Annotated in this window: 10 protein-coding genes; 9 read left to right on the top strand and 1 reads right to left on the bottom strand. The window is 62.1% G+C overall.

Annotation, left to right across the window (positions count from 1 at the left end; genetic code table 11):
• The 8 genes from ACMLHZ_RS15420 to ACMLHZ_RS15385 all read left to right on the top strand — a co-directional run.
• On the top strand, positions 1–382 hold a 382-nt coding region (locus tag ACMLHZ_RS15420; protein ID WP_418668551.1), incomplete at its 5' end, for a response regulator transcription factor.
• A 369-nt stretch (positions 383–751) separates the two neighbouring features.
• The gene (locus tag ACMLHZ_RS15415) at positions 752–2,059 is read left to right on the top strand and encodes an ABC transporter substrate-binding protein (RefSeq protein ID WP_418668550.1); all 1,308 of its coding nucleotides are present in this window, start codon (positions 752–754) and stop codon (positions 2,057–2,059) included.
• Positions 2,060–2,209: 150 nt separating this feature from the next.
• Positions 2,210–3,205, top strand: coding sequence for a carbohydrate ABC transporter permease (locus ACMLHZ_RS15410; RefSeq protein WP_418668549.1), 996 nt, complete (start codon positions 2,210–2,212; stop codon positions 3,203–3,205).
• 15 nt (positions 3,206–3,220) lie between these two features.
• The gene (locus ACMLHZ_RS15405; protein WP_177562041.1) at positions 3,221–4,051 is read left to right on the top strand and encodes a carbohydrate ABC transporter permease; all 831 of its coding nucleotides are present in this window, start codon (positions 3,221–3,223) and stop codon (positions 4,049–4,051) included.
• Positions 4,052–4,097: 46 nt separating this feature from the next.
• Positions 4,098–5,168 carry an SIS domain-containing protein gene (locus ACMLHZ_RS15400; RefSeq protein ID WP_418668548.1) on the top strand — a complete coding sequence of 357 codons (1,071 nt, stop codon included), beginning with the start codon at positions 4,098–4,100 and terminating at the stop codon, positions 5,166–5,168.
• A 20-nt stretch (positions 5,169–5,188) separates the two neighbouring features.
• A complete protein-coding gene (locus ACMLHZ_RS15395; protein ID WP_418668547.1) occupies positions 5,189–6,127 on the top strand; it encodes an N-acetylglucosamine kinase in 939 nt (312 codons plus the stop codon).
• 125 nt (positions 6,128–6,252) lie between these two features.
• Positions 6,253–7,185 (top strand): amidohydrolase family protein, encoded by a 933-nt coding sequence (locus ACMLHZ_RS15390; protein ID WP_418668546.1) that lies wholly within the window; start codon positions 6,253–6,255, stop codon positions 7,183–7,185.
• 26 nt (positions 7,186–7,211) lie between these two features.
• A complete protein-coding gene (locus ACMLHZ_RS15385) occupies positions 7,212–8,363 on the top strand; it encodes an iron-containing alcohol dehydrogenase (protein ID WP_418668545.1) in 1,152 nt (383 codons plus the stop codon).
• A 121-nt stretch (positions 8,364–8,484) separates the two neighbouring features.
• Here ACMLHZ_RS15385 and ACMLHZ_RS15380 read toward each other — a convergent pair whose 3' ends face one another.
• Entirely contained in the window at positions 8,485–9,975 is a 1,491-nt protein-coding gene (locus ACMLHZ_RS15380; protein WP_418668544.1) for a carboxypeptidase M32, read from the bottom strand.
• Between the two features lie 170 nt (positions 9,976–10,145).
• On the opposite strand from ACMLHZ_RS15380, the gene ACMLHZ_RS15375 reads away from it, so the two are divergent.
• Positions 10,146–10,988: a glycosyltransferase family 2 protein gene (locus ACMLHZ_RS15375; RefSeq protein WP_418668543.1), complete on the top strand. Its 843-nt coding sequence runs from the start codon at positions 10,146–10,148 to the stop codon at positions 10,986–10,988.
• Positions 10,989–11,064 lie beyond the last annotated feature (76 nt).

The raw sequence follows: 11,064 nt of genomic DNA, 5'->3' as shown, positions 1-11,064 counted from the left end.
ACTGGCCGGGGCGCTGGAGATCGGCCAGGCGGACGGCATTGTGCTGCCCTTTGCCGAAAACGGGCGGTATATTTTGGACCTGCTGGAGCAGATTGCCGGCCAGGGCAGGTTTGACCCCGCCTATATGGAGCGCCTGCTGGACTGCACAAGAGCCTACCGCAGGCGGGTGGAAAGCCTGAATTTCAGCAAGATTGTGCTCACGGCCCGGGAGAAGGAGATCCTGGACCTGCTGGAGCGCGGCTGCAAGCACGAGGAGATCGGGGAGCGGCTGTTTATCTCGGTGACGACGGTGCGCTACCACATTAAAAACATTTATCAAAAACTGGAAGTGAACAACAAGATGCTTGCCATCAAAAAGGCGAGGGAGCTGAATTTGCTGTGACCGCCCCGCCATTTTTGAGGGGGCGGCCGCCGCTTGTGTTCCAAACCCCGCGCGGGGGCGCTGTGAAGGCCTTTCACAGCGCCCCCTGCTTTTTGCCCGGGAGGGGGCGGCCCCTGATTGAGGGGCGGCGCCTGAAAATAATGAGGGGCGGCGCCAAAAAATACTATTAAAAATGATAGTGCCGAAGTTTTTTGCCCTTGGATATAATGGGGGTGTAAAGCAAAACGCGCAGTTTTTGTGCACTTGAACGGCAAAAAAACGTGCACAATGCCCTGGAAATGGCCCCTGGGAAAGAGCGCGGGGCCGGAGACGCGGAAAACCGTAATTTTATTGCACAAGCAATAGAAAATAAAAAATGAGGTGAAAAGGATGAAACGTTTTTTGAGTCTGATCCTTGCAGTGGCAATGGCGCTGGGCCTTGCGGCCTGCGGCGGCAAGGGGGGCAGCAGCCAGGGCGCGGCGCCCGCCGGCAGCGGTGACGGCAGCAGCGGTGGCTATGAGCTCACGATGTGGCTGTTTCAGGACTGGACGGTGGGCACGGCGGCGGAGATTTTTAACAGCTGGGCCGACGAGTACATTGCCCAGCACCCGGAGGTGAAGAGCATCACCTTTGTGGGCAAGCCCGACACCGAGATTGTTTCCGGCTTTATGGCGGGCGGCTCGCTGCCGGATATGTTTGCCATTCAGTTTTTGAACGGCAAGCGCATTGTGGAGAGCGCCAATATCCTGAACCTGCAGCCCTATTACGACGCGGCGGACGAGAGCTATAAAAACGCGCTGAACGCGGACGCCATGAAGGACCTGATGACCAACCCTGAGGGCACCTGCTGGGGCCTGCCCTTCACTGCGAACTGTGAGCTTTTGTACCGCAACCTGACTGTGCTGGAGGCCTGCGGCGTGGATACCTCGAAGCGGCCCGCCACCATGGACGAGCTGCTGGAACAGTTTGCCAAGGTGAAGGAGAACGGCTACGACGTGCTGCCGAACCTGACCGCGAACGACTGGGTGACCAGCGCGTTTGTGTGCGGAAACCCAGACCTTAAGGTGGGCTGGGAGAACGGCGCCACCACCATTACCGCCGCGGCGCTGGAGCCCGGCTACGAGATTTTGAAAAAGGTGGGCCAGTATTCGGCCGCGTACACCTTCCTGGACCAGGCCGCCACCGACGCCTTTACGCAGGACAAGCTGGCGTTTACCATTCATGGCCCCTTCCTGAACCCGAACCTGGAGGCGGCGGCCGCAGAGAACAGCGCCTTCAAGTATGACGCGATCCCCGTGCCCTCGCAGGTGGCGGGCGGGCCCTACAGCTCCTCTTACGGAAACGAATGGCTGGGCGTGGTGGACAGCGGCGACGCGGGCCGCAACGAAGCGGCCGCGGGATTTTTGATGTACATTACCGGCACCGAGCAGATGAAGACATTCTGCCGCGAGATGGGGCGCCCCGTGATGAACAACGAGGCCATGAACGAGATCGCGGGCGACCCGGAGTCCCCCTGGATGCTGGGCGTGTGCAACGAGATCGTGAACAACTGCGTGAACCAGGCGGTGCCGTTCCGCTGTGACATGATGTGGGAGACCGGCTGCGCCGATTCGATGTTCGGCCTGTGGGACGGCAGCATTACCGACGTGAAGGCCGCCGCAGAGGATTCCATTGCGATGATCAACGAGAACGCGTAACGGCGGTATGCGGGGGCGCGGCCCGCGTTTTGGGCCGCACCCCCGCCTTTTATGGCCAGGCCGCCAGGCGCGCCTGGCGGCCTGGCCATAGCCCCGCGCACAGGCAGGGCGGGGCGGGAACAACAGAACGGATGAAAAGGAGAGAGCGCCATGGCGAACACAGCCACAGCCCGCGCACCCCGGCTGGGGGCGCAGCCAGCGAAAAAGAGAAGCAACCCCCGGTCCTTTTGGCGCAGATACGGAAAGCACTATCTCGGGCTTGCGCCGTTCGTGATCTTTTTTGCGGTGTTTATTTTGTGGCCCATGCTCTATGGGCTGGTGATGAGCTTTTTTGACTGGTCCACCCGCACGGGCGACGCCGTGACGTTTGTGGGGCTGGAGAATTTTAAAACGGTGCTCAGCGAGGGCACGCAGCAGGGAAAGCGCTTTTTGACCTCGCTGAAAAACCTTTCGGTCTTTGTGGCGCTGGTGGTGCCCCTGAACCTGCTCTTCGCCACCCTGATCTCGCTGGTGATCAACCAGTTCCGGGGGCGCTTGCACAACTTTTTGCGGGGCGCGTTTTTTATGCCCTATGTGGCGCCCTTCTTTTTGGCCACGGGCGTGTGGCTGTGGCTGATGAGCGCCGACACCGGCCTTGTGGCGGTTTTGCTGGCGAAGATCGGCATTGGCGAAGGGGTGACCTGGCGCCTGACACCGGGGTATTTTACCGCCTTTTTGATTATCATCGACCTGTGGCGGGCCATTGGCTTTAACATGATTATTCTGACCGCGGGCATGAAAAACATCCCGGGGGATCTGTACGAGGCGTCCACCATCGACGGGGCGAGCACGTTCCAGCAATGGGTGCACATCACCATCCCCATGCTGGAGCCGGTGCTGTTCTTTGTGATCGTGAACTGCTTCATCGGCGCGATCCAGACCTACGATATCCCGTGGGTGCTTTCGAACTCCAGCGCGGTGGGCGTGATCGGCGGCAAGGGCGCGTTTGCAAGCTACCCGGTGATGGAGATCGTGGGCAATGTGTACTCGGGCAAGGCGGGAAACCTGGGCCGCGCCTGCGCGGAAGGCTTTGTGCTGATGCTCATTATCTTTGCCATCACCCTGGTGCAGATCGTGTACCGCGGCCGCAAAAACAAGGACAACTGAAGGAGGCGCGGCGTTATGATGAAACAGACTTCCACCTTTGCAAAGGTGTTCAGCTGGGGGTTCGCCCTGCTCTGGCTGGTCGTGTGCCTGCTGCCCTTTACCCAGCTGATCAGCGTGACCTTTTCCACCGCCGACCGGGGCATCGTTTCCACCTTTTACCCGAACTCCCTCGCCAGCGGCATTGAAAACATCAAGCAGGCGCTGATCCAGACCAACATGATCCCCTCCACCGTTCAGACCCTGCTTTATGTGAGCGCGACCATTGTGGGCATGCTGCTGGTCTCGTCGCTGGCGGCATATGAGCTGGCGTGCTTTAAATTTCCGGGCCGGGACGTGATTTTTATGCTGATTCTGTCCAGCATGATGCTGCCCATGATTACCTACATCATCCCGCTGTACCGGTTTGTATACAACCTGGGGTGGAGCGACACGCTGATCGGGCTGGCGATCCCCTCGATCCCGTCGGCCTTTGCGGTGTTCATCATCAAACAGTTTTTGGAGAGCATGCCCCACGAGCTGATCGAGGCGGGCGAGATCGACGGCGCCGGGCACCTGACCGTGTTCCTGCGGGTTGTGCTGCCCCTGATGGCCACGCCGCTGCTCACGGTGACCGTGATCCAGTTTATGCAGGTGTGGGGTTCGTTTTTGTGGCCCACCCTGGTGGCCGGCACCAAATGGAAGCCGGTGAGCGTGCTGGTGGCGGGCCTGTTGGGCGACGGTTCGTGGATCGAGGGCCGCGTGAAGATCGCGGCGATGCTGCTGAGCGGCATCCCGCCGGTGGTGGTGTATCTTTTGTTCCAAAAGCATATCGTTGAGGGCATTGCCACCTCCGGCCTGAAGGGCTGAGCGGGCGGCAGGCTGAAAATCGGAATCGAAAAAGGAGAAAGGGTTCATGGGAAACACAATGTACGACTACTGGAAGCGGCAGCCCGAGGTGCTTCGCCGCATTCTGGACGGGCGCAAAACGCAGACGGCCGAGTTTGTAAGGCTGTTTTGTGAGGTGAGGCCCGATAAACTTTACCTGGTGGGCAGCGGAACCTCGCTGAATGCGGAGAACGCGGCCATGGCCTATATGGAAGAGATTCTGGATACGGACGTGCGGGCGGTGCCGTCGTCGAACCTTCCGCCGCTGCGGGGCGGGCGGCCCATGGTGGTGTTTGTTTCGCAGGGGGGGTCGTCCACCAACACGCTGGAGGCGATGGAAGCGCTGAAGGAGCACCCTGCCATCAGCATTACAGGCGAGGCGCAGTGCGAGATCCAGCGCCGCAGCCCCCACCACATGCTGATCGGCTGCGGGGAGGAGCTGGCCGGCCCCAAGACCGTGGGGTATACCGCGTCGGTGCTGTGCATGTATGTGTGCGCGCTGGAGGCCGCGCTGGCCTGCGGGGCGATTGGGCAGGAAAAGTATGAGGCGGAGATCGGGCTGCTGTATCTGGCCGCCGAGCAGATGGAAGAGAACATCCGGCGCACCGAGAGCTGGTTTGAGCGCAACCGGGAGGACCTGGTAAAGATCCACAAATACGTGCTGGTGGGCTGCGGCAGCGCCTTTGCCGCGGCCACCGAGGGGTGCCTGAAGATCCTGGAAACCATCAAGGTGCCCTCCATGAGCTTTGAATTTGAGGAATACCTGCACGGGCCCATCATTTTGACCGACAGGGAGCTGGGCGGCATTTTTTACATCTGCGACGCGCCCGGCGAGCGGGAGCGCATGCTGGAGCTGGCCCGCTGCCACGCGCAGTTCTCGCCCTATGCCTATACCGTGACCACGGACGAGGCCATTCAGGGCGGCAGGGTGCTGCACCTGCTGCGCACGGGCCGCGACCACACGCAGATTTTTGAGGCAGTGCTGCCCCCGCAGCTGCTGGCGGCAAGGGTGCCGGAGCTGCTGGGGCTGAGCGAGGGCTCGCCCATGTATGACCTGTACACAAAAAGCTGCCCTACAAAGTACAACAACGGCAGATAAAACACCGGGGGGATGAGGGGATGAAATACGTCCTGGGAATAGACAGCGGGGGTACAAAGTACCTGGTGCGCGCCTGCACGCCCGCGGGGGAGCCCCTGGCGGAATATGTGGGGCCGCCGGCCGGGCATTACCGGTTTGAGCGGGACGAGGTGCTGCGGCGGGTGAACGGGAATATCGACGCCTGCCTGGCAAGGTTCGGCGGCCACCGCCGGGACTGCGCGTTCCTGGTGTGCGGCACCACCGGCATTGATTCTGACCGGGACAGCCGGGTGGTGCAGGAGATCTACGAGGGGCTCAGCGGGTTCCGATGCCGGGTGCTGTGCGTAAACGACGCGCAGGTGGCCCAGTTTGCCGTGACCGGCGGGGTGGGGGCCGTGGTGATCGCGGGCACAGGCTCCATCGCGTTCGGCTGCAACGAAAAGGGAGAGACCGCCCGCTGCGGCGGCTGGCCGCCCTGCATTTTTGGGGACGAGGGCTCCGGCAGCTGGGTGAGCACCCGGGCGCTGAACCATTTAAGCCTGCTGATGGACGGGCGGGTGGAGCCCTCGCTGCTGAGCGGGATGCTGAGCGAGGCGCTGCACCTGGAAAAGAGGGAGGACCTGATCGGCGTGTGCGTCGACATTGAGCACATGTGCTGGAAGAACCCCGGCCTGACCGCGCTGGTGGACCGCGCGGCGGCGCAGGGCGACGCCTACGCGGTGGGCATTCTGCGGGAGGCCGCGCAGCATACCTTTGCGCTGGCCGACACCATTGTGCGGCGGCTGAGGCTGGCTGAAATGCCGGTGTTCCGGGTAGGGGCCTGGGGCAGCGCGATTGTGAAAAGCCCGCTGCACTTTGGCTTTTTTAAGGAACAGTTCGAGGCGAAGTACAGCAATGTGGAGGTGCGCATTGCCACGGAGGACGCGGCCATGGGCGCCTGCCGCATGGCGGCGGCCCGGCTGGCGGACGGCGAACGGTAGGGGACAGGAATTGCAGGGCACCCCGGCCCCAGGGCGGATATACGCTTTGCGGCCGGGGCGCTTTTTTGAGCACGACCCGCCCGCCGAAAAAAGCGGGCAAACAGGAAAGAGAGGCGCAAGGCGCGATGAAACGAAGGATCATAGATTTTCATACCCATTTGGGGGATATTTTTCACGACAGCAGGAACATCGTGTTCCACCCGCCGCTGCACTTTGCACCCTACCCGGACCCGTTCGAGGAGCTGGCGCAGGAGCATTACGGCCGGGCGCTGGTGACTGAAAACCAGGAGGAGCAGAATGTGCTGATCGACGCGGGGCAGCTGCGCACCTGGGAGTACGGCAGCCTGGAGGCGACCCGGGCCGCGCTGGACAAAAACCGGATCGACTACGCGGTGTCGCTGCCGGTGATGCCCAATTCCAGCTTTGAGGAAGCGCTTGCAGCCTCCAAGCTGGAGCCGCGGCTCCTTCCGTTCACCAGCGCGGATTTTCGCCTGCCCATCCCCGAGATGACGGCCAAGCTGCGGCGGGACATTGCCCGGGGGGCAAAGGGCCTGAAGCTGCACCCGATTTTGCAGAACGTGCCCCTGACCGACGAGCGCACCTACGCGGCGGTGGAGGTGTTTGGCGAGCTGGGGCTGCCGGTGACCTCGCACTGCGGCATCAACGATTACTACAAGCCGGGCAGCAAATACCAGCCTTTGGCGCCCAAGGAGTACGGAGAGCTGCACTACATGCTGGCGCTGATCGAGCGCTACCCGGACTATATCCTGGTGCCCGCCCACGCGGGGGGCGACTGCGGCTGGGAGTATGAGGAGCTGGCGCAGGAGGTGAAGCGGCACGGCTGGAAAAACGTGTATACCGACACCTCCTTCAAAAACGCGGCCGTGATGCGGGAGCTGGCCGAACTGTTCGGCGAGGACAAGCTGCTGTTCGCCACCGATTACCCTTTTGACGGGATCACCCAGTCTGTGGCGGCCTGCGAGGAGGCCTTTGCAGACGACCCGGTGCTGGCGGACAAGGTGTTTTACCGGAATGCGGCAAGGCTGCTGCATTTGTGAGAAAGGCGGCAAAGGAGGAATAAAAAATGGATTTTACCCTGATGCAGGACGCCAAAATTTTATACGGCGAGGGCAGGACGGGCGAGGTGGGCGCGCTGCTGCGGCAGCTGGGCGTTCAAAAGGCGCTGGTGGTGTGCGACGAGGGGGTAAAGCGCGCGGGCATTGCGGGCCAGGTGACCGCAAGCCTGCAAACGGCCGGGGTGGAATTTGCGGTGTTTGACCGGGTGCAGGCCGACCCGCCCAGCGCCTTGGTGGACGAGGGCGCGGCCTTTTGCAGGCGCGGGGGATACGGCGCCGTGGTGGCGGTGGGCGGCGGGAGCAGCATCGATACGGCCAAGGGCATCAACCTGCTGCGCTGCAATGAGGGGGGCATTATGGAATATGCCGACCCGGCCCGGCCCATGAACCGGGCGGAGAATCTGGTGGTGATCCCCACGACCTCGGGCACCGGGAGCGAACTGTCGGACGGGCTGGTGATCACCAGCCCGGAGCATGTGAAATGCCCGATCCTGGCGGTGAACGCCATGGCGAACTACATTATTCTGGACCCGCTGCTCACGGTGGGGCTGCCCGCCGGGCTTACCGCCTCCACCGGCATGGATGCGCTGGCCCACTCGGTGGAGTCGTACACCTCCACGCTGGCAAACCTGCTGACCGACCAGATCAGCGAGGCGAACATCCGCTGCGTGGTGCAGTGGCTGCCCCGGGCGGTGAAATGCCCGGACGAGGTGGAGCCGCGGGCCCATATGGCGGTGGCCAGCATGCTGGGCGGCTGGATGCTGCGGTACGGCCACACCCATGCGGGCCACTCGGCGGCCCATGTGCTGGGCGCGAGGTGCGGCATCCCCCACGGCTATGCCTGCGCCTATGCGCTGCCCTGGGTGCTGGAGTTCAACGCGCCGGCGATCCCTGAGAAGACAAGGGCGGTGGGGCGGATGCTCGGCTGCACATTCACCGGGGAGCAAACGCCGGAGCAGGTAGGCACAGAGGTGCGCCGGGCGCTGATCCGCTTTCGGGACGAGGAGCTGCGCCTTGGCCCCATCACGGAGTTCACGCCGCGCCCCGCCGACCTGGACGCACTGGCAGGGGAGATCGAGACCGAGCTGTTCCAGGCGTTCAACCCCCGCAGGATGAGCAAAGAGGACGCGCGGGAGCTGCTGGAAAAAATATTTGCATAGCGCCGCGGCAGAAAACAACGGCAAAACCCCCGCCCCTGGCTTGGCCATGGGCGGGGGTTTTGATGTTTCAGGCGGCGGGGGTGTGCAAAGAGCAGCTTTGGTTTCTATGCAGCCGCTTGGATTACAATTCGTATATTTTGGAATATTTTTGCACCAAGTAATCGGTGTAATAATGGGGGTCGAAGGGGACGCCGCAGGCGTTCTGCAAAAGCCAGGCGGGGCTTTTTTCCTTGCCGTACTGCCAGATGCGATCCTCGAGCCAGGCATTGATGGGGGCGAACTGCCCGGCTTCCAGCAGGGCGTCCACATCCAGCTCGGAGCGCATTTTTGCCATGATCTGGGCGCCGTAGGCTGTGCCCAGGGCGTAGCTGGGGAAGTAGCCGAGATCGCCGCAGGCCCAGTGAATGTCCTGCAGAACGCCCTGGGCGTCGCAGGGCACGTCCACGCCCAAAAGCTCCTTCATCTGGGCGTTCCAGGCGGCGGGCAGGTCGGCCACCGCCAGGCTGCCGCTCAGAAGGCGCTTTTCCAGCTCGTAGCGCACCATCACGTGCAGGCAGTAGGTCACCTCGTCGGCCTCGGTGCGGATGAGGCTGGGGCGGCACTGGTTGACGGCCCGGTAAAATTGTTCGGCGCTCACGCCGGCCAGCTGGTTTGGAAACAGCTTTGTCAGCTTGGGCCAGATGCAGCGGATGAAGGGCAGGCTGCGGCCCAGGTAGTTTTCGTACAGGCGGCTCTGGCTCTCGTGCAGGCCCATGCTAGCCCCGCCGGAAAGGCAGGTGTAGGCCAGGCGGCCGGCGATGTGCAGCTCGTAAAGAGCGTGCCCGCCCTCGTGGATGACCGAGTACATGCTGCTGAGAAAGTCGTTTTCGTGGTAATGGGTGGTGATGCGCACGTCGCCCTTATAAAGCTCGTTGGTGAAGGGGTGCTCGCTCTCGCCCAACTGGCAGTGCCCGGCGTCCAGCCCCATCAGCCCCATCAGATAAACGGAGAGGGCACGCTGCGCCTCCAGCGGCCAGGTGTTTTGCAGAAAGGCGGCCGCGGGGGCCTTGCCCCCGGTGACGATGCGGCGCACCAGCGGCTGGAGGGCGCCCTTGAGCTGGGCGAAAAATTCGTCGCACTGGGCCATGGAAAGGCCCTTCTCGAACTGGTCGAGCCAGACGTCGTAAGGGGCTTTTTCGGGGTCAAAGTAGGCGGCAAAGCGGCGGCGGGCGGCCACGATCTGTTCAAGATAAGGGGCGAAGAGAGAAAAATCGCTGGCGGCCTTGGCCTTTTCCCAGGCGTTCTGGGCCTGGTTCGTGAGCTTGGCGAAGGCGGCGTATTCGGCCGCGGGGATGCGGCTGAGCCGGTCGTATTGGGTTTGCAGCTCGGCGAGCTCAGCGGCCTGCTGGGGGGTGAGCTCCCCCTGGCGGGCGCTTTCCAGCAGGGCGGGCAGGGCGGGGTCTGCGATCAGGGCGTAGTGCGAGGCGGTGAGCACCTCGAGCGCCTCGCCCCGGCCGGCATACCCCTCTTTGGGGGCCACGGTCTGGGCGTCGTAATCGATCAGGTTGAGGGCATATTGCAGCGCGTACATCTGCTTTTGCAGCGCCCGCAGCCGGGGCATGGCATCGTTCATAAAAAACCTCCGAAAATCGTGTTTAGGGCTATTATACCCCCGCCGGGGCGATCCGGCAACCGCACCGGGTGGACGATTTGAGAGGGATAGCGCTCCATCAAGCAGTTTCGTTTGCTTTTTTGCATAAAATGTACTATATTTGAACTAGGAAACAGCAGGAGGGGAAATGCATGGAACAGCCGCTCGTAACCGTGATCGTGCCGGTGTACAACGCCAGCAGCCACGTGGCCCGGTGCCTGGAGAGCATCCGCAAGCAGACCTATAAAAATCTGGAGATCATTGTGGTGAACGACGGCAGCCAGGACGCCAGCCTGCCGGTGTGCCAGATGTTCGCCCGGGTGGACGGGCGCATCGTGCTGATTGACCAGGCGAACAGCGGGGTTTCGGCCACCCGCAACCTGGCGATCGGGATGGCGAAGGGCAAGTATTTGCAGTTTGTGGACAGCGACGATTACCTGGACCCCAACGCCACCCAGCTGATGGTGGACAAGGCCGAGGCGAACCAGGCGGACATGGTGATCGCCCATTACTTCCGGGTGGAGCGGGTGCAGGTGCCCGCCGAAAGCGAAGGCGAGGAGCCGCAGGAGAGGGAGCTGATCGACCGGTACGGCTTTTTGAACGAGGGCTTTTACAGCAAGGTGGATTTTGCCAAAAACCTGATGCAGGAGCCGGCCAGTTTTTATTACGGCGTGATGTGGAACAAGCTGTACCGGCGCGACATCGTGCACACCCACGCCATCCGGTGCAGCGAGGAGCTTACCTGGAGCGAGGATCTTTTGTTCAACCTGGAATACATCCGCTATGCGGCGCGGTTTTACGCGCTGGAAACGCCGATCTACTATTACGTGCAGAACCCCCAAAGCATCACGGCCACCAAGCTGAACCTGCGAAACACCATCACCACCAAGGCGAGCCTTTTTGCCTATTACAAGGAGCTGTACGAGGATATGGGCCTGTACGAGCAGAACAAGCTGCAGATTTTTAAATACCTGGTTTCCACCGCGGAGGCGTAAAGAAGTAAAACAAGGGGCGGGGGCCGGCATTTCCGGCCCCCCCCCCTTGTTTTATCTTGTATTTCCGCTGGATTCC

The sequence above is a fragment of the Allofournierella sp. genome, assembly GCF_048388525.1.
Taxonomy (GTDB): domain Bacteria; phylum Bacillota; class Clostridia; order Oscillospirales; family Ruminococcaceae; genus BQOK01.
The sequence above is the reverse complement of the archived record's forward strand: the minus strand, read 5'-3'. Positions and strand labels throughout refer to the sequence as shown.

Bases quoted from the DNA above. Each gene is read 5' to 3' on its own strand.
- ACMLHZ_RS15415 (WP_418668550.1), top strand. From the start codon at position 752: ATGAAACGTTTTTTGAGTCTGATCCTTGCAGTGGCAATGGCGCTGGGC.
- ACMLHZ_RS15410 (WP_418668549.1), top strand. From the start codon at position 2,210: ATGGCGAACACAGCCACAGCCCGCGCACCCCGGCTGGGGGCGCAGCCA.
- ACMLHZ_RS15405 (WP_177562041.1), top strand. From the start codon at position 3,221: ATGATGAAACAGACTTCCACCTTTGCAAAGGTGTTCAGCTGGGGGTTC.
- ACMLHZ_RS15400 (WP_418668548.1), top strand. From the start codon at position 4,098: ATGGGAAACACAATGTACGACTACTGGAAGCGGCAGCCCGAGGTGCTT.
- ACMLHZ_RS15395 (WP_418668547.1), top strand. From the start codon at position 5,189: ATGAAATACGTCCTGGGAATAGACAGCGGGGGTACAAAGTACCTGGTG.
- ACMLHZ_RS15390 (WP_418668546.1), top strand. From the start codon at position 6,253: ATGAAACGAAGGATCATAGATTTTCATACCCATTTGGGGGATATTTTT.
- ACMLHZ_RS15385 (WP_418668545.1), top strand. From the start codon at position 7,212: ATGGATTTTACCCTGATGCAGGACGCCAAAATTTTATACGGCGAGGGC.
- ACMLHZ_RS15380 (WP_418668544.1), bottom strand. From the start codon at position 9,975: ATGAACGATGCCATGCCCCGGCTGCGGGCGCTGCAAAAGCAGATGTAC.
- ACMLHZ_RS15375 (WP_418668543.1), top strand. From the start codon at position 10,146: ATGGAACAGCCGCTCGTAACCGTGATCGTGCCGGTGTACAACGCCAGC.